General features: G+C 70.0%; 16 protein-coding genes and 1 tRNA gene. 7 read left to right on the plus strand and 10 right to left on the minus strand.

The window, feature by feature from the left end:
- Positions 1-78: 78 nt before the first annotated feature.
- From ACGFNK_RS26030 to ACGFNK_RS26050, 5 genes are read right to left on the minus strand one after another with little or no spacing between them, the layout of a single operon-like run.
- Entirely contained in the window at positions 79-1,251 is a 1,173-nt protein-coding gene (locus tag ACGFNK_RS26030) for a lipid-transfer protein (RefSeq protein WP_386340292.1), read from the minus strand.
- Positions 1,248-1,703: a MaoC/PaaZ C-terminal domain-containing protein gene (locus ACGFNK_RS26035; protein ID WP_393419653.1), complete on the minus strand. Its 456-nt coding sequence runs from the start codon at positions 1,701-1,703 to the stop codon at positions 1,248-1,250. Before ACGFNK_RS26035 ends, ACGFNK_RS26030 begins: the two co-directional genes overlap by 4 nt.
- A complete protein-coding gene (locus tag ACGFNK_RS26040) occupies positions 1,700-2,794 on the minus strand; it encodes an acyl-CoA dehydrogenase family protein (protein WP_393419655.1) in 1,095 nt (364 codons plus the stop codon). Before ACGFNK_RS26040 ends, ACGFNK_RS26035 begins: the two co-directional genes overlap by 4 nt.
- 1 nt (position 2,795) lies before the next feature.
- Complete coding sequence (locus ACGFNK_RS26045; RefSeq protein WP_393419657.1) at positions 2,796-3,779, minus strand: bifunctional MaoC family dehydratase N-terminal/OB-fold nucleic acid binding domain-containing protein; 984 nt, start codon at positions 3,777-3,779, stop codon at positions 2,796-2,798.
- Positions 3,776-4,939, minus strand: a complete 1,164-nt coding sequence (locus ACGFNK_RS26050) for an acyl-CoA dehydrogenase family protein (RefSeq protein WP_393419660.1) — start codon at positions 4,937-4,939, stop codon at positions 3,776-3,778. Before ACGFNK_RS26050 ends, ACGFNK_RS26045 begins: the two co-directional genes overlap by 4 nt.
- 165 nt (positions 4,940-5,104) lie before the next feature.
- Here ACGFNK_RS26050 and ACGFNK_RS26055 point away from each other — a divergent pair, with 165 nt between their 5' ends.
- Complete coding sequence (locus tag ACGFNK_RS26055; RefSeq protein ID WP_393419662.1) at positions 5,105-5,974, plus strand: bifunctional DNA primase/polymerase; 870 nt, start codon at positions 5,105-5,107, stop codon at positions 5,972-5,974.
- A 74-nt stretch (positions 5,975-6,048) separates the two neighbouring features.
- Here ACGFNK_RS26055 and ACGFNK_RS26060 read toward each other — a convergent pair.
- Positions 6,049-6,135, minus strand: a tRNA-Ser gene (locus ACGFNK_RS26060).
- Positions 6,136-6,204: 69 nt separating this feature from the next.
- Positions 6,205-7,653, minus strand: a complete 1,449-nt coding sequence (locus ACGFNK_RS26065) for a S1C family serine protease (RefSeq protein ID WP_393419664.1) — start codon at positions 7,651-7,653, stop codon at positions 6,205-6,207.
- Positions 7,654-7,985: 332 nt separating this feature from the next.
- Between ACGFNK_RS26065 and ACGFNK_RS26070 the strand changes: the two genes are divergently transcribed.
- On the plus strand, positions 7,986-8,798 hold the full coding sequence (locus ACGFNK_RS26070) for a glycerophosphodiester phosphodiesterase (protein WP_393419666.1): 813 nt from the start codon (positions 7,986-7,988) through the stop codon (positions 8,796-8,798).
- Between the two features lie 102 nt (positions 8,799-8,900).
- On the opposite strand, the gene ACGFNK_RS26075 is transcribed toward ACGFNK_RS26070, so the two are convergent.
- Positions 8,901-9,026: a hypothetical protein gene (locus ACGFNK_RS26075; protein WP_268979219.1), complete on the minus strand. Its 126-nt coding sequence runs from the start codon at positions 9,024-9,026 to the stop codon at positions 8,901-8,903.
- Between ACGFNK_RS26075 and ACGFNK_RS26080 the strand changes: the two genes are divergently transcribed.
- Positions 8,983-9,534 (plus strand): ATP-binding protein, encoded by a 552-nt coding sequence (locus ACGFNK_RS26080; RefSeq protein ID WP_393419668.1) that lies wholly within the window; start codon positions 8,983-8,985, stop codon positions 9,532-9,534. The two genes, ACGFNK_RS26075 and ACGFNK_RS26080, sit on opposite strands and share 44 nt — an antisense overlap.
- Before the next feature lie 154 nt (positions 9,535-9,688).
- Positions 9,689-10,654 (plus strand): DUF5926 family protein, encoded by a 966-nt coding sequence (locus ACGFNK_RS26085; protein WP_393419670.1) that lies wholly within the window; start codon positions 9,689-9,691, stop codon positions 10,652-10,654.
- Between the two features lie 274 nt (positions 10,655-10,928).
- Here the strand turns inward: ACGFNK_RS26085 and ACGFNK_RS26090 are convergent, their stop codons facing one another.
- Together ACGFNK_RS26090 and ACGFNK_RS26095 are read right to left on the minus strand one after the other, a co-directional pair.
- On the minus strand, positions 10,929-11,489 hold the full coding sequence (locus ACGFNK_RS26090) for a hypothetical protein (RefSeq protein WP_393419673.1): 561 nt from the start codon (positions 11,487-11,489) through the stop codon (positions 10,929-10,931).
- Between the two features lie 56 nt (positions 11,490-11,545).
- Entirely contained in the window at positions 11,546-12,211 is a 666-nt protein-coding gene (locus ACGFNK_RS26095; protein WP_393419675.1) for a bifunctional DNA primase/polymerase, read from the minus strand.
- Positions 12,212-12,683: 472 nt separating this feature from the next.
- Here ACGFNK_RS26095 and ACGFNK_RS26100 point away from each other — a divergent pair, with 472 nt between their 5' ends.
- From ACGFNK_RS26100 to ACGFNK_RS26110, 3 genes are all read left to right on the plus strand, one after another.
- A complete protein-coding gene (locus ACGFNK_RS26100) occupies positions 12,684-14,195 on the plus strand; it encodes a PP2C family protein-serine/threonine phosphatase (protein ID WP_393419677.1) in 1,512 nt (503 codons plus the stop codon).
- 98 nt (positions 14,196-14,293) lie between these two features.
- On the plus strand, positions 14,294-15,751 hold the full coding sequence (locus tag ACGFNK_RS26105) for an aminopeptidase P family protein (protein WP_393419679.1): 1,458 nt from the start codon (positions 14,294-14,296) through the stop codon (positions 15,749-15,751).
- 131 nt (positions 15,752-15,882) lie between these two features.
- Positions 15,883-17,247 (plus strand): PLP-dependent aminotransferase family protein, encoded by a 1,365-nt coding sequence (locus ACGFNK_RS26110; protein WP_393419681.1) that lies wholly within the window; start codon positions 15,883-15,885, stop codon positions 17,245-17,247.
- The last annotated feature ends 121 nt before the right edge of the window (positions 17,248-17,368 follow it).

Raw genomic sequence — 17,368 nt, forward strand, 5'->3', positions numbered from 1 at the left:
GCCGCGCGGTTCCGTAGGAGTACGGAAGGCTCAGGCACTCGGCAGTGGGGAGTAGCCCCCGCGGGAATCGCCCCGTTTTCAGCCTCCGTCATCCGCCCCGAGAATCAGCCCGGACGTAGGAACCCCCGTGCCCGCCGTGACCAGCACCCGGCGGGCGTCGGATATCTGGTTCACGGACGTCCCACGCAGCTGCCGTACCGCCTCCGCCACGCCGTTCATCCCGTGCAGGTACGCCTCCCCGAGCTGTCCCCCGTGTGTGTTGAGCGGCAGCCGCTCCTCAGCGACAAAGTCCGCCGCCTCACCCGGCTTGCAGAACCCGAACTCCTCCAGCTGCATCAGCACGAACGGCGTGAAGTGGTCGTACAGAATCCCCACATCCATATCGGCCGCCGTCAGCCCGGACGTACGCCACAACTGCCGCGCCACCACCCCCATCTCCGGCAGCCCCGTCAGATCGTCCCGGTAGAAGCTGGTCATCTGCTCCTGTCTCCGGCCGGCGCCCTGGGCCGCCGCCGTGATCACCGCCGGCGGATGCGGCAGGTCTCGCGCCCGCTCCACGGAGGTGACGACCAGGGCCTGTCCGCCGTCAGTCTCCTGGCAGCAGTCCAGCAACCGCAGCGGCTCGACGATCCAGCGCGAGGCGGCATGGTCGGCGAGCGTGATCGGCCTGCCGTGGAAGTACGCCGCCGGGTTGGTCGCCGCATACTTCCTGTCCACGACCGCGACCTGCCCGAACGCCTCTGACGTCAGCCCATACGTGTACAGATAGCGCTGCGCCGCCATCGCCACCCAGGAGGCAGGTGTGAGCAGCCCGAACGGCAGGCCCCAGCCGAGCGCCGCACCCTCGGCCGACGGCTCCCGTCGCTGCACCCCGGACCCGAATCTCCGCCCCGACCGCTCATTGAACGCCCGGTAGCAGACCACGACCTCGGCCACCCCCGTCGCCACCGCGAGCGCGGCCTGCTGAACGGTTGCGCAGGCCGCCCCGCCGCCGTAGTGGATCCGTGAGAAGAAGGACAGCTCCCCCATACCGGCGGCTTGGGCAACCGTGATCTCCGGGCTGGTGTCCATCGTGAACGTCACCATCCCGTCCACATCGGCCGCCGTGAGCCCCGCGTCGTCGAGCGCGGCCCGCACCGCCTCCACCGCCAGCCGCAGCTCACTGCGCCCCGAGTCCTTGGAGAACTCGGTGGCCCCGATCCCCACGACCGCCGCCCGTCCGCCGAGCGTGTCCCTCGTCCGTACGCTCATGACCGGCCCAGCCCGTCCGCACCGCCCGGGACCGTCACGGTCACCGTCCCCGTGACGTGCTTGCCTATGCCATTGGCCCCGACCACCCTCACCGTGACCGTCTTGCCCACGGCATCCTCGCCTTCGACCTCCGTGACCTCCTCGACCGTGCCGGTCAACGCCATCGTGTCGCCGGGGTAGTTGGGTACCCCCAGTCTGATCGCCACTCTGCGGAGAACCGCCGTGGGACCGAAGTGGTCCGTGATGTAGCGGCCGACCAGACCATTGGTCGTCAGGATGTTCATGAAGATGTCCGGCGAGCCTTTCTGCCGTGCGAGCTCCGCGTCGTGGTGTACGTCCTGGTAGTCGCGCGACGCGATGGCCCCGGCGACGATGAGCGTGCGGGTGATCTCGATCTCCAGCGACGGCAGCTCATCACCGACACAGACCATCTGCCCGGCACCGGCGCTCATGCCTCCACCACCCCCGTTCCCTCTCCCTCGCCCTCTCCGTGCACGATCAACTCCCCCAGTTCCTGGAGCACTTCGCTCCCGCATCCCAGATACGCGTCCAGTTGCCGCCCCCACAGAAAGTGCCGGTGCACAGGATGGTCGAGGTCGGCCCCCATGCCGCCGTGTAGATGCTGGCCCGTGTGCACCACGCGCTGCCCCGCCTCCGAGGCCCACCACGCGGCGGTCAACGCATGACTGGCGTACTCCAGCCTCTCGTCACGTCGCCAGGCCGCCTCGTACGCCGTGACCCGTATCGCCTCCGTGTCCATGTACGAATCCGCTGCCCGGAGTTGGACCCCCTGCTTGGCCGCAAGCGGCCGCCCGAACTGCTCGCGGGTATTGGTGTGCTCCACCGCCCGAGCCAGCGAACCCGCGCACACTCCGGCCTGCAGCCCCGCGAAGGCGGTACGCGCGGTGGCGAGTACGTCGTCGTACGGCCTGCCCTCGTGCGCCCCGTCCCGGCGCACCCCGCTCTCGTACGCCCCCTCGCCGAGCCGCTCTGCCGGCGTGCCGTCCAGCGTCAGCCGCCCCGCAGACCAGGGCGCCGTCAGCTCGACGGGAGTGCACTCCGCGTCTGTGCTCCGCACCAGCCACAGTCGGCGCTTGTCGTCCACGACCAGGACATGGGTGGCGTCGCGGAGCCACGGCACTGCGGCGACGGTGCCGCTCAACTCCCCGGGCCTTTCCTCCCGTACAGCCGCTTCGCACAGCGCCCCGCTCACCACCGCTGTCCCGTCCCCGATGCCCGGCAGCAGCCGCTCCCGCTGCTCCGCCGAACCATGTGCCGACACCGCCAACAGCCCGTACACACAGCTCGCCGCGAACGGCACCTGGGCCGTCGTCCGCCCCTGTTCCTCCAACAGGAGCACCAGCCCGAGGAGCCCTATCTCCTCCACGGCGGCCAGCAGCCCGGCCTCGCACAGCGCCTTCCACAGCTCGGCATCACTGCCCGTCCCGGCGGCGGCGAGCCGCTCGGGCGTGGACAGGTCGCCGAAGATTCGCGCGGCCAGCTCACGGGCCGCCGCCTGCTCCTGTGTGGGTGTGAAGTCCATGTCAGCCCCCACTCCCCTCGACGGCTCCGACAGCACGGAAGACCGGCAGCTCCAACTCCTCGTCCGCCCGCTCGTATTCGAGGCGTACCGGCATCCCGATCCGCACCTCGTCGTGCGGCACTCCCACCACGTTGCTGATCATCCGCACGCCCTCGGCGAGTTCGATCAGCCCGACCGCATGGGGAGGATCGAAGGCCGGGAAGGGTGGGTGGTGCATCACGACGTACGAGTACACGATCCCCTCGCCGCTCGCCTCGACCGTGTCCCACTCCAGTGACCCGCACGCGTTGCACCCCGGCAGCCAGGGAAAGCGCAGGGTCTTGCACCCGTCGCAGCGCTGGATCAGCAGCCGGTGCCGGGCCACGCCCTCCCAGAAACCGGCGTTGTCACGGTTGACGACAGGACGGGGACGCCGGGGCCGTGACACCGTCGAGGCCTCCGAAGCCGCCGCCTCGGTCGCCGGTGACGCATCTTCCGGAGTCCTTGGTCTCCGGATCGCAGGTGCGTACTTGAAGATCCGGAAGCGATGTGTCCCCGCCGGCTGGCCCCCTGCCCGTACATCCATTCGCGTCGTGACGAAATAGCCCGTGCCCAGCTTGGTCGTCTTGCGCGCGGAGACCGATTCGACCACCGAGTCGAAGGTGATCTCGTCTCCCGGCCGCAGCGGGCGCAGATACTCCTGCTCGCAGTCGGTGGCGACTACGGAGGTGTAACCGGCGTCGTCGAGCAGACCGAGCAGTTTGTCGTACGCCTTCGACCGGTCCTTATGCCCGGAGAGTCCCCCCATGGTCCACGCCTGGAGCATGGTCGGCGGAGCTATGGCATTCGGCCCCGCATACGCCGGATTTCTGTCTCCCATCGCCTCGCACCAGTGCCGGATCATCGGCTCGTTGACCGGGTCCTTGCCCACGCCCGCTACCGCTGCCGCCCGTCCCTCGTACGCCTTCAGCCGTGCGTCGAGGTCCCCGCCGGACTCCTCGCTCACCGCCGCCCCCTCGTCATCCCGAGCCGCATCGTCGCCACAATCTCCCGCTGCACCTCGCTCACCCCGCCCCCGAACGTGTTGATCTGCGCCGCTCTGTTCATCCGCTCCAGCTCGCCGTCCCCGAACACACCCGGCGAACCCGAGCGGATCAACCCGTCCGCTCCCACAATTTCCTGACACATTCGATACACCGCGACCGTCGATTCGGTTCCCGCGAATTTCACGCCGCTCGCATCGCCGGGCGCCAGCCGACCGGCCCCGACATCCCCCACCAAACGCCAGTTGAGCAGGCGCGATGCCGCCAGCCGGGCATGCGCCTCGGCCAGTCTCGATCGCACCCACGGCTCGTCAACTCTGCGCCGCCCGGTCACCGGATCGGGCGTACGGGCCGCGGTCAGTGCGGCGGCGTAGAAGTCCTCGGCCTGCATGCCGATCGCCGCGAGCGCGACCCGCTCGTGGTTGAGCTGGTTGGTGATGAGACCCCAGCCGCCGTTCTCCTCGCCGACGAGATTGCCCTCCGGAACGCGGATCCCGTCGTAGTACGTGGCCGTCGTGGTCAGCCCGCCCACCGTCTCGATCGGCGTCCATGAGAAACCTGGGGCGTCGGTGGGCACGAGCAGGATCGAGATGCCCTGGTGCTTGGGCGCGTCCGAGTCGGTGCGGCAGGCGAGCCAGATCCAGTCGGCGTTCTGCGCGTTGGAGGTGAAGACCTTCTGCCCGTCGACGATCCAGTCCCCGCCGTCGCGCACGGCGCGCGTCCGCAACGAGGCGAGGTCGGTCCCGGCCGACGGCTCCGAGTACCCGATCGCGAACACGACGTCCCCCCGCAGAATCCGCGGCAGAAAGAAGTCCTTCTGCTCCTCGGTCCCGTACTTCATCAGCGTCGGCCCGACCGTGTTCAGCGTGACCATGGAGACGGGTGCGCCCGCCCGGTAGGCCTCGTCGAAGAACACGAACTGCTCATCGGCGCCGCGCCCCTGACCTCCGTACGCCACCGGCCAGCCCAGCCCCAGCCAGCCGTCGGCACCGATGCGCCGAAGAAGCGCCCGCTGCCGACCCGAATCAGTGGCGCGCGGCGGCCCGTCAGGCATCAGGTCCCGGAAGTACGTACGGAGTTCGGCGCGCAGCCGTCGCTGGCGCTCGGTGGGGGCGAGGTGCACGACGACGGCCCTCCCGGACCTCGTACGAACAAGGATTTCTGACTGTCCGTCAGATCCTGGGGACTGTCAAGGTCACCGGAAACACCCCGTCGAAACCGAGGCCCAACCGCCTCTACAAGGCCGCCCCCTCTTCCCTTTTTCGAACACGCGTACGAACATGGAGTCATGGCCACCATCGACCGGCAGGCCACGACGCTGGCCCTTGCACACGCGCTGTCAGCCGCCGAACGCGGACTGGCCGTCATCCCACTGTCCCGAACCAAGCTCCCGGCGCTGCGCTCCCCACACCGCGACGACCCGACAGCGCCGCCCTGCCACGGGGAGTGCGGTCGCTTCGGGCACGGTGTGTACGACGCCTCGACCGAACCGGAACGCATTCGCGAGCTCTTCGCCGCCGCCCCCTGGGCCACCGGCTACGGCATCGCCTGCGGTCTTGAGCCACACCACCTCGTCGGCATCGACCTCGACACCAAATCGGGCACCGACTCCTCGGCGGCGCTGCGCGAACTCGCCCTGCGCCACCTGTTCACGATCCCGGAGACGGTCGTCGTCCTGACCCCCAGCGGCGGCCGCCACCTGTGGCTGTCCGGCCCACCCGACGTCGTCGTCCCCAACTCGGCGGGCCGTCTCGCCCCCGGCATCGACATCCGCGGCGCCGGCGGCTACCTCGTCGGCCCCGGCTCGCGCTCCGCGCACGGCGTCTACAGCACGGCTCCTGGTACCTCCCACCTGGCGCCCGCACCCTGCCCACGCGCCCTCCTGCGCCTGCTCACACCCCCGCCCAGGACGCACCACCCCACACCCTCCTCAACGGGCGGGCACGGCCAGGGCCTGGTCCAGTTCGTCGCCACCGCCCATGAGGGCCAACGCAACACCCGCCTGTTCTGGGCGGCCTGCCGGGCGTACGAGAACGGCATCGGCGACGAACTCGTCGAACCGCTGGTGGACGCTGCGCTCCAGGTGGGCCTTTCGGAGCGGGAGGCAAGGTCGACGGTGGGGTCGGCCCGGCGCCTGGTGGGTGGCCGACAGGGGTGAGGGAGGGGCGAGGCTCCCGAGGGTGCACGCAGAAGGGGTGTCTCTCACAGAGAGACACCCCTTCTGACCTGCGGCGGTGGGTGTGGGATTTGAACCCACGGTGACATCGCTGCCACGACGGTTTTCAAGACCGTTCCCTTAGGCCGCTCGGGCAACCCACCCCGCGCCGACCAGAGATCGGCGCGGGATCAAGACTAACGGGTCAGCCGGCGTGGCGGGTCAGTGGCGGGTCAGCTGTCGCCCTCTCGTTCGCCGAGGGCGACCTCGGTCGTGTTGGTCTTGCCGTCGCGGGTGTACGTGAGCGTGACGGTGTCGCCGGGCTGGTGGGTCCAGATCTCGCCGATCAGGGCGGGGCCGCTGTCGATCGCCGTGTCGTCGATCTTGGTGATGACATCGCCCGGCTTGAGACCGGCCTTGTCGGCGGGGCCGCCCTGCTCGACCGGGTCCGCGCCGCCCGCGCCCTTCTCGGTGATCCTCGCGCCTCCGGTGCCCTCCTCGAGGGAGACCGAGGCGCCGATCACCGGGTAGACCGGCTGGCCGGTCCTGATCAGCTGCTGGGCGACGTTCTTCGCCTGGTTGATCGGGATCGCGAAGCCCAGGCCGATGGAGCCGGACTGACCGGTGCCGCCCAGGCCGTTGCTCGCGGACTGGATGGCGGAGTTGATGCCGATCACCGAGCCGTTCGCGTCCAGGAGCGGACCGCCGGAGTTGCCCGGGTTGATCGAGGCGTCGGTCTGCAGGGCGCTCATGTACGAGGCCTTGCCGCTGGAGCTGCCGTCACTGGAGGCCACCGGGCGGTTCTTGGCGCTGATGATGCCCGTGGTCACCGTGTTGGACAGACCGAAGGGCGCGCCGATCGCGATCGTGGAGTCGCCGACGGCCACCTTCTCGGAGTTGCCGATCGGCAGCGGCTTCAGGTCCGCGGGCGCGTTGTTGAGCTTGATGACCGCGACGTCGTAGCCCTGTGCGTTGCCGACCACCTCGGCGTCGTACTTCTTGCCGTTGGGGAAGGTCGCGGAGAGCTTGCCGCCGTCGACCGCCTCCGCCACCACGTGGTTGTTGGTGAGGATGTGGCCCTGCTTGTCGAAGACGAAGCCGGTGCCCGTGCCGCCCTCGCCGCTGCCGCTCTCCGACTCGATGGTGACGGTGCTGGGGAGCGCCTGGTTGGCGATGGCCGCGACCGTGCCCGCGTCGCGTTTGAAGTCGCCGCCGCTCTGCGATGCGGACACCGTGGTCGAGCCCGTGGAGGAGTCGTTGCTGTCGGCCGCCCAGTAGCCGATGCCGCCGCCCACGCCGCCCGCGACGAGCGCAGCCACCAGGACCGCGGCGATCAGGCCGCCACGGCCGCCGCCGGACTTGGGCGCGGGCTGCTGGTACGTGGATCCCCAGCCGGCTCCAGAGCCGTTCGCATACGCGGGCGTGGCCGGCGGAGGCGGAGGGGGCCAGGCGCCCGGCTCCGCACCGGGGACGGCACTTGCGCCGTCGGTCGTTCCGGAGGGCACAGGCGGCAGCACGGCCGTCGCATCGCCCTCCTGAGATCCAGGATGGGGCCCCGGCCGCGGTGGAGCCCCATGCTCCGGATGCGTGGAAGCAGCGGGAGCGTCCACCGGCACAGGAGGGGCGGACGGGGCGGGGGGTACCGCGTTGCCCTCGTTGTTGCCCTCGTTCTCGGTGCTCACAGCTCTTCCTCTCGATCCACCACTGCTGTTTCTTCCGGTCGCGCTCGGTCTTGCTCACTCATACCTGCTCATACGGGAACGCGATCCGGCGCGATTCAGCTGTGCAGGTACTTCCTTGTATGCCGTCAGCTTTTCCCACGGGACGTCAGGGCGCCATAAGCGGTGCCTGTGGGTCCGGGACCTTCCTTTGTACCTGAAGGCCCGGACTTCCTTCCCTTACATGGGACCAGTCCGACATAACCACCGCAGCTCCTGGGCCGCCGCCTCTAGCGCGTACCCACGCGCGTGGGGAGCATGACGCAACCACGCGCGCGCGGTGGCACCATGACGCGGTGACCCACGCACGACAGCACCTGATTCAGGTGGTCGCCCATCGCGGCGCCTCCGAAGAAGCCCCGGAGCACACCCTGGCCGCGTACGAGAAGGCGATCGAGGACGGGGCGGACGCCCTGGAGTGCGATGTACGGCTGACCGCGGACGGCCACCTCGTCTGTGTCCACGACCGCCGCGTCAATCGCACCTCCAACGGCCGCGGCGCCGTCTCCGCCCTGGAGCTCGCCGACCTCGCCGCCCTGGACTTCGGCTCCTGGAAGAACCAGGACGAGGCGCCCGACTGGGAGCAGCAACGGCCGCCATCCTGGGAGCAGCAGTCCGTCCTGACGCTCGAGCGCCTCCTTGAGCTCGTCGCCGACGCCGGCCGCCCCGTGGAGTTGGCCATCGAGACGAAACACCCCACCCGCTGGGCGGGCCAGGTCGAGGAGCGTCTGCTGTACCTCTTGAAGCGCTTCGGCCTGGACGCCCCGGCCTCCGCCGCCGAATCGCCCGTGCGCGTCATGAGCTTCTCGGCGCGCTCGCTGCACCGCGTACGGGCGGCTTCCCCGACACTGCCGACGGTCTATCTGCTCCAGTTCCTCTCGCCCCGGCTGCGCGACGGACGCCTGCCCGTGGGTGTCCGGATCGCGGGCCCGTCCATGCGGATCGTGCGCAACCACCCGCCGTACATCGAGCGCCTGAAGCGGGCCGGACACCAAGTTCACGTATGGACCGTGAACGAACCCGAAGACGTCGACCTCTGCGTCGAGTTGGGTGTCGACGCCATCATCACCAACCGCCCGCGCGCGGTACTGCGCCAGCTGGGCCGTTGACCTGCGAGGTCCGCGGGCCTCGGCCAGACCGTCGAAATCCGGCCATGGCATTACGGGGAGTGCTCCGGCGCGTTCGGTCCGTGTTCGAGAGTTACGAGTGCGTCACTGCATGTGCATTGGCCGGTTTCCGGTCCAGTCCAGGGGGGCATCCACACCGTGGCGTGGGGCGAAGGAGGTCTCGGGGGTGGCGTTGGTGGTGGCACAGGAGGTGCCCACGTCGTCGAGCATGGCCGTACCCCATGGCCCTGCGGGCGTGGGGGAAGCAAGACAGCGGATGCGCGATCAGTTGCGCTCCGGTGGCGTGGCGGAAGCGGTCATCGACGATGCCGTACTGATCCTTTCTGAATTGTTGAGCAACGCGTGCCGGCACGGCCGGCCGCTGGGCGACGCGCTGGCGGGGGACGGGGATGTCCGGGCCGCATGGCGGGTGGACCCGGGCGGACGGCTGACCGTCGAGGTGACGGACGGCGGTGGTCCGACCCGCCCGGTTCCGGCCACGCCCTCGGTCACCGCACACGGCGGCCGTGGGCTGAACATCATCACCGCGCTGGCCGACGACTGGGGCGTCAGGGACGACGTCCAGGGCGAGGTCACGGTGTGGGTGGTCGTCCAGAAGGACGCACATGACGCACACACGGAGCGCCGGCGCAACGACTTCGCGGCGCGCATCACGGCTCCGGCGGTGTCCGCGATACCCGACCTGGACTTCGGGGACGCATTCGACGACTTGAGCTGAGGCGCCGGTCTGGCCGAAGCACCGGTCGGTCTGAAACACCGGTTACGGGACGACTCGACAGGCCGGCAGGTTGTCCACAGGTTCCCGTCGGTCCTCGTACGAGCGGCTAGGCTCGCGCCCGTACGAGACAAGCCGTAACCGGGAGAAACCCACGATGGCCAAGAAGCGATCCCAGACGAAGGCCAGGCAGCCGCAGCAGCAGGACGGCGACATCCCGGTTGTGGGAGCCCGTGAGCCCTGCCCCTGTGGCAGTGGCCGCCGCTACAAGGCGTGTCACGGGCGGAGCGCGTCGCATGCCGTGACCGAGCTGGTGCAGCGCCCGTTCGAGGGGCTGCCGGGCGAGTGCGACTGGGTCGCGTTGCGCGAGCTGGTGCCCGCGGCCACGGTCGAGCTGACGCTCAAGGGGTCCCTACCGGAGGGTGTTCCTTCGGTCACGCTCGCGACCGTTCTGCCAATGGCGTGGCCCGCGCTGCGCCGCGACGACGGCTCCGTGATGATCGGCCTCCAGAACGACACCTTTTCCGGCGACATCAGCCGCGACCTCGCCGACACCCTTCAGCGAGCGCTGACCGCCGAGCCCGGCACTCCCGTCCAGGGCCGGCGTGCCCCGGCGGACGGGCCGCGGCTGCAGGATCTCCTCGACCCCAAGGGCGCGTTCGATCCCGTGGTGCACTCGGGCTTCGAGTTCTGGGTCCCGGAAGCGGAGAACGCGACCCCGGACGTGACCGCGTCCCTGGAGCGCGCCAACGCCGCCGCCATCCCGACGGTGAAGCTGTCGGGCGTCGACGCCGCGTACTGGTGCGAGACCCCGGACAAGAACCATCTGCGCTGGGTCATGCCGCACGCCGAGGAGCAGCTTCTGGACGCGCTCGCGCGGCTGCACGCGGCCGGCCGGTCGAACCTCGGAGAAGGCACCCGTCTCGTGGGTTCCTTCCGAGCGCACGGCCTCACGGTGCCGGTCTGGGATCTGCCGACCGGTGTCACCGCGGAGGACATCGAGAAGCCGGCCGCCGAATTCGCCGAGCGGCTCGCCGCCGCACTGGCCACCGAAGCACCGCTCACCGCGGACGAGCGCCGGGCGCGTGGCGGCCTCACCAACCGCCAGGTCACGCTGAGTTGACGCCCGTTCGACACCCCGTCTGCGGCTGACCGACCGGTCAGCCGCCAGAGATCTCGCGGAACCGGTGACTCCTGTCACACCCCCCTGTCGCGACAGGAAATTCGGTGTCCGAATAGCCGAGATCGAATTTGCGAACCGCCGATCTCTTGTTACCGTTCAATAGCCCGGTTGCTGGTGCATCCCCCGTCGCCAGCAACCGGGTCTTTCTGTTTCCGGCTTCCGGCCCGCCTTCTGCGAGCGCCCCAACCCGCCCTCCCCACAGGCGAGTTGATCCCTATGCAGCCGAGTCGCTCCCCGAGCGCAGCAACAGAGGCCCGTCGGTACTTGCCGCGAATTCCACGACCGCCGCGTACGCCCGCGCGTCCCCCACTGTGCGCTCCCGAGGCGTCTCGCACGCCCCCGGCTCGTCGTCCGCGCCCACCGCACAGTGCATCCGGACGGTACGGCTGCCGGGTGCCATGAGGGTCAGTACGGCGGCGAGGTCGTCGCCGGTCGCGTTGCGGTAGTACGTACGCGCCCAGGTGTCCCGCCCCCGGGTCAACACGCAGGTCTGCGCCTCGATGCCGTCGGGGGAGGCGAGTTCGGGCCCGCAGCGGGAGGTGCTCGCGGGATCCAGGCCGAGCCACTGCGGACTCTCGGCGGGGCCGCTGCGCGATGCGGCCGCCTTGTCGTCGACGTGTTCGGATGTACGTACGACTGCGGGACTCTCCTTACCCGCGGGCCCGGCGGAGGCCACGGCCAGCGGCAGCGTGGCCGCGAGCGCGACGACGCCCGTCAGCGCCGGCAGACGAACTCTTCGGAAGCCCGGGGGTCGCCCTCCGGAGAAACGCAGCATGAAAGGGACGATAACGACCAAGAGGGGGCGCTCGGTTCGCCGCGCGCCCGATTCCCCTACAACTCGGGTGCGCTCACACCCGGACGAGTGAGGGCCTCCACCACGGCGTCCACGACGGCCTCCACATCGGGCACCCAGGGCGCCGCCGAGCCGGGCAGCGGCGCCCGCTCCCAGCGGATCTGGCCCTGTCCGGTCTCGGACGGGGGAAGCGCGAGATAGCCGCCCTCTCCGTGGAAGCGCAGTGAGCCGGGTACGAAGTCCTTGGCGTACAGCAACTCACCCAGCTGCTCGAAGGAGTACGGCTTCACGAGCAGCGCCCAACGGGTGGGGGAAGCGATCACCGGGCCGAGGCGCATGCCCATGTGGTCGAGCGCCCCGAGCGCGCGGGAGGCGGCGAGCGCCGGCAGGCTCACCGCGCAGGGTGCCTGGCCGCCGGTGGCGAGGACGATCGGCGCCGCGGGGCGGTTCGTCCACCACCAGCGCACCATGCGCTCGTCGGTGGTCGCCGCGAGGAGAGCGGGGTCGAAGGGGTGAGCACCTGGAACTGTGCACTCCGGATCGGGGCACCCGCAGCGGGCCCGCCCCTGCGGGTCCGGCGCGACGCCGGGGAGTACGGGCCACTGCCATGCGGTCGCGAATGTCAGGGCCGCGCCGAGCATCTCAGGCCTTCCATTGTTTCGCCTGGAAAGGAGCCTGCGTCGCCTTCCGAGGATCTCGCGCATGAGCGCTCGTTCCTTTCCGTTGCACGCCTGGCAACACCGAGGACCACATCACACCATGTGTCGATCACTTCACTGTGCGTACCTACTGGCGCATCACACCCCTGTCCAGGACAAGGGGAACCCCTATGGGTCAAGCCTTGAGTGCGTCCGCGTCCATACTGCGCCTATCAACAGCATGGGCATGGCGTGGGGGTGGCGGCGCCTGGCGCTTGCTGTCCCGCGTGTTGCTTGCCGCCTCCGCCACGGGAGGATGGGGCACGGTCGTCGGTGGTTAAGACGCCCGGGTCCGTCGCCAGGTTCCGGGACGATCCCAACCACCCCTGGCCTTCACCGAGTACGTACCCATCACGACCGCTGTGACGCTCCGTCGAACAAGGCCAGTCGACCGCAATACACCGTAACCCGAGGCAGTTTTAAGCCAACTTTGCTTTTCTCAAGCTCCCCATCGGACACCAGGAATCCCAGCAGGACAATGCTGGACATCCCCTCACGAGTACGTGTACATGTGGAGACACTGCTAGCGGCGCAGAATGACATGGGGGTTTGCGATGCTTTTGAGCAATACGCACCGGTCGGAAAGCCGGACGCCATGAACGCCCCTCACCTTCCGAAAGTGGCCGGAATCGATTCAACTGTTCCGGCACCCACACACACTGTCGCGCCCGCGTCTGCCGCCCCGGGTACCTCTTCGGCCCCTTCTCCAAACCCCCCAGGAGCCGTTCTCCAGGACCGTCTCGCCGGCTGGGTGTCCGATCTCACGACACTGCACGAGCTGACCGAGCGGATGGTTCGCACGGCATGCCTGAGTGACGCACTTCATGAACTTCTGCGCGCGGGAGCCGCCCTCGTGGGTGCCCGGCGCGGACTCGTCGTCATGGAGCCGGGTGACGGCCTCGGCCCGGACGCGACCATCGGCCTGGGCCTCGCCCGCGCCGATCTCGGTCACATCGAGACGGTCCCGCGCAGCTGTATGTCGTACGGGAAGATCCTGGACGGACTGCCCGGTGGCGAGGGCGAGATCGCGCAGCCCGATCTGCTCTCCGAGGACGGGCTCGACCCTCGTCACCGCGAGGTGGCCGCCCGCCTCGGCTATGCCGCGAGTTACGCGCTCCCACTGTCCACCGAGACGGCGGGCCGCCTTGGCGCCGCCGTCTGGCTGTACGACGAGCCCGCCGAGCCGGTCGAGCGGCAGCGGCACCTCGTGGGTCTGTACGCCCGGTACGCGGCCGAGCACCTGGCCCGGCTGGTCGAACTGGAACGCACGCGCGCGTCCATGACGACGATCACCGAGGAGCTGCTGCCCTCGCGGCTGCCCCGGGTCTTCGGCGTCCAGCTCGCCGCCCGGCATCGCACCGGTCCGCGCGGCGGCGGCGACTGGTTCGACGCACTGCCCCTGCCGGACGCCGCGCTCGGTCTCGCGGTCGGGTCCGTCACGGGGTCGGGGCCCAGCGCGGTGGCCGCCATGGGACGGCTGAGGGCGTCCCTGCGGGCGTACGCCGTGATGGAGGGCGAGGACCCCGTCGCCGTCCTGTCCGATCTGGAACTGCTCCTCAGGCTGACCGAGCCCGCCCGTAGCGCCACCGCCCTGTTCGCGTACTGCGAGCCCGCCTCGCGCAAGATCACGATGGCCGGTGCCGGGCACTGCCCGCCGCTGGTGATCGGTGAGCGGCGCACGGAGTTCGTGGAGACGTCGCTGTCGGCGCCGCTGGGCATGCTCGCCTGCTGGGAGGCGCCGAGCGTGGAGTTCCGGGCAGCGCCAGGAGAGACGGTTCTGCTGTACACGGACGGTCTGCTCCAGCGCACCGGCGACCCCACGGACCGGGCCTTCGCGCGACTGCACGCGGCGGCGGCAAGCGTGCCCAGGGCGATGCGTGCGGATCCGGGGGCACTCGCTGACCATGTGCTGCGGACGGTGCTGCCGCAGGAGCTCGACGCGGCTGACGGACGGGAGGACGTCGTGCTGCTGGCGGCATGCTTCGAGTGAGTGCCCGTAGGCCACGCAAAAGGACTTCCGCCCCCTGGGCCCCCTCCCGTACGACCGTACGATGGAGGGGGTCCAGTGCCGTATCTAGGAGGATGATCGTGGCCGAAGAGCTCACTCCGGAGACTGGGGACGAGTCTGAAGAGCCGATCAAGCAGCGCAAGAACGGTCTGTACCCCGGCGTGTCCGACGAACTCGCCGAGAACATGAAATCCGGCTGGGCCGACACCGAGCTGCACGGCCTGGAGCGCATCCCCCAGGCCGAGTACACCGCCGCCCGCCGCGCCGCGCTTTCAGCGCGCTTCCCGGGCGAGCGGCTGGTCATTCCCGCAGGCAACCTGAAGACGCGCTCGAACGACACGGAGTACCCCTTCCGCGCCTCCGTCGAGTACGCGTACCTCACCGGCAACCTCACCGAGGACGGCGTCCTCGTCCTGGAGCCCAAGGGCGACGGCCACAAGGCGACGATCTACCTGCTGCCGCGCTCGGACCGGGAGAACGGCGAGTTCTGGCTCTCCGGGCACGGCGAGCTCTGGGTCGGCCGCCGCCACTCCCTGGCCGAGGCCGGGCAGCTGTACGGCATCCCCGCCGCCGACGTCCGCGAGCTGCCCGACAAGCTGCGCGAGGCGGCCGGACCGGTCCGTGTCGTGCGCAGCTACGACGCCGGGATCGAGGCGGCGCTCACCGACAAGGTGACCGCCGAGCGCGACGAGGAGCTGCGGGTCTTCCTCTCGGAGGCCCGGCTGGTCAAGGACGCGTTCGAGGCCGGCGAGCTGCAGAAGGCCGTCGACTCGACCGTGCGCGGCTTCGAGGACGTCGTACGGGTTCTCGACAAGGCCGAGGCGACCAGCGAGCGCTACATCGAGGGCACCTTCTTCCTGCGCGCGCGGGTCGAGGGCAACGACATCGGTTACGGATCCATCTGCGCGGCCGGCGCGCACGCCTGCACGCTGCACTGGGTGCGCAACGACGGTCCCGTTCGCTCCGGGGACCTGCTGCTGCTGGACGCGGGCGTGGAGACCCACTCGCTCTACACGGCCGACGTGACGCGCACGCTGCCGATCAACGGGACGTACAGCGAGATCCAGAGGAAGATCTACGACGCCGTGTACGAAGCCCAGGAGGCCGGTATCGCGGCCGTGAAGCCGGGCGGCAAGTACCGCGACTTCCACGACGCCGCGCAGCGCGTGCTGACCGGGAAGCTCGTCGAGTGGGGCCTGGTCGAGGGGCCCGTGGAGCGCGTGCTGGAGCTTGGGCTGCAGCGCCGCTGGACGCTGCACGGCACCGGTCACATGCTCGGCTTGGACGTCCACGACTGCGCGGCGGCGCGGACGGAGACGTACGTGGACGGCACGCTGGAGCCGGGCATGTGCCTGACGGTCGAGCCGGGCCTGTACTTCCAGGCGGACGACCTGACCGTGCCCGAGGAGTACCGCGGCATCGGTGTCCGCATCGAGGACGACATCCTGGTCACCGAGGACGGCAACAAGAACCTCTCGGCGGGGCTGCCGCGCCGCTCCGACGAGGTCGAGGCGTGGATGGCGTCCCTGAAGGGCTGACTTTTCCCGAGTACCGCACGAGTACGTCAGGCGGGGCCGAAATGGCCTCCCTATAAGGGCTGATACGAGAGCGATGGCCGGGTGCCCTTCTGGGTACCCGGCCTTTTGGTGTGCCTAGGGGGGCGGCTTTGGTGAACGACTTCTGGTCGGGCGTCGGTGTTGATCTGCATCTGGAGCCGGACGCGCGGGCAGGGCGCCGGGCGGGTCTCGAGCGGGCTCTGCGGGATGCCGTACGCGACGGACGGCTTGCTCCGGGGATGCGGCTGCCTGCGACCCGGCGGCTGGCGGCCGAACTGGGCGTCTCGCGGGGGACCGCGAAGGCGGCGTACGACCAGCTGGTCGCCGAGGGCTATCTGACGGCTCGGCAGGGGTCGGGGACGGAAGTGGCGGCGCTGCCCACGACGTCCCTTGACGCGTCCGGGAACGGTGCACGCGCGCGTGCGCCCCGTTTTGATCTGCGGCCCGGCAGTCCGGACGTCGGTACGTTCCCGGCGGCGGCCTGGCTGCGGGCGTTGCGGCGGGCCATCGCGGCGGCGCCCTCCATGGCCTACGAATACGGCGATCCGCGCGGCCGCATCGAGCTGCGGACCGCCTTGTCGGGGTATCTGGGGCGGGCGCGCGGGGTGATCGCGCCGCCCGAGCGGATCGTGATCACGTCCGGTTACGTTCAGGGGCTCGCGCTCCTCACGCGCGTGCTGGGGTCCGGGGTGATCGCCATGGAGGACCCCGGGCTGCCCTTCCACCGGGACGTGGTGCGGCACAACGGCGGATCCGTGGCCCCTGTGAGCGTCGACGAACGGGGCGCCCGCGCCGAGGAGTTGGGCGACGCGGCAGCCGCCGTCGTCACGCCCGCGCACCAGTACCCGACCGGAGTGACCCTTCAACCGGAGCGGCGGCGAGCGCTCACGGACTGGGCACGCGCGCGTGGAGGGCTGATCGTCGAAGACGACTACGACGGGGAGTTCCGCTACGACAGACAGCCCGTGGGCGCACTCCAAGGGATGGCACCGGGACAGGTCGTCTACCTGGGGACGGCCTCCAAGACGCTCGGGCCCGCGCTGCGGCTCGGCTGGATGGTGCTGCCGCCGCACCTGGTCGACGCCGTCGCCGACGCCAAGCTGCACAGCGATCATCACACCGAGTCCATCGGCCAGTTGGCCCTCGCCGAGCTGATCACCAGCCACGCCTACGACCGGCACATACGCGCCTGCCGACTGCGGTACCGGCGGCGGAGGGATCAGCTGCTGGACCGGCTGGGGGCGCGTCGGAATGTGCGCGGGATCGCGGCCGGGCTGCACGCACTGGTGGACGTTGCGGACGAGGGTGCGGTACACGCACGGGCCGCCGAGGAAGGGCTCGCGGTGGGGAGCCTCGGGGAGCACTGGCACGAGGCTCGGGAAGGGCGGCCACAAGGGTTGGTGGTCGGGTACGGGACGCCTCGGGAGCGGGTCTATCCGGAAGCGTTGGAGGTGTTGGGGCGGGTGCTGGGGAGTTGAGGCGGGGCACGCACGTGCTGGGAGGCTGAGGCGGCGGGCATGCGAGTTCTGGAGGGCTGAGCCTGGGCACGCGGTCGCTGGAATTGGGTCACGAAGTATCAAGCTGATTGGTTCTGTTGAG

This window comes from Streptomyces sp. NPDC048825, from assembly GCF_043198355.1.
GTDB classification, from domain to species: Bacteria; Actinomycetota; Actinomycetes; order Streptomycetales; family Streptomycetaceae; genus Streptomyces; species Streptomyces xiangluensis.

What these genes read in the sequence shown, in the direction of transcription:
- ACGFNK_RS26030 (WP_386340292.1), bottom strand. Translation starts at nt 1,251, where the DNA reads ATGAGCGTACGGACGAGGGACACGCTCGGCGGACGGGCGGCGGTCGTG.
- ACGFNK_RS26035 (WP_393419653.1), bottom strand. Translation starts at nt 1,703, where the DNA reads ATGAGCGCCGGTGCCGGGCAGATGGTCTGTGTCGGTGATGAGCTGCCG.
- ACGFNK_RS26040 (WP_393419655.1), bottom strand. Translation starts at nt 2,794, where the DNA reads ATGGACTTCACACCCACACAGGAGCAGGCGGCGGCCCGTGAGCTGGCC.
- ACGFNK_RS26055 (WP_393419662.1), top strand. Translation starts at nt 5,105, where the DNA reads ATGGCCACCATCGACCGGCAGGCCACGACGCTGGCCCTTGCACACGCG.
- ACGFNK_RS26075 (WP_268979219.1), bottom strand. Translation starts at nt 9,026, where the DNA reads ATGCTCGACGACGTGGGCACCTCCTGTGCCACCACCAACGCCACCCCC.
- ACGFNK_RS26085 (WP_393419670.1), top strand. Translation starts at nt 9,689, where the DNA reads ATGGCCAAGAAGCGATCCCAGACGAAGGCCAGGCAGCCGCAGCAGCAG.
- ACGFNK_RS26090 (WP_393419673.1), bottom strand. Translation starts at nt 11,489, where the DNA reads ATGCTGCGTTTCTCCGGAGGGCGACCCCCGGGCTTCCGAAGAGTTCGT.
- ACGFNK_RS26095 (WP_393419675.1), bottom strand. Translation starts at nt 12,211, where the DNA reads ATGCGCGAGATCCTCGGAAGGCGACGCAGGCTCCTTTCCAGGCGAAAC.
- ACGFNK_RS26100 (WP_393419677.1), top strand. Translation starts at nt 12,684, where the DNA reads ATGCTGGACATCCCCTCACGAGTACGTGTACATGTGGAGACACTGCTA.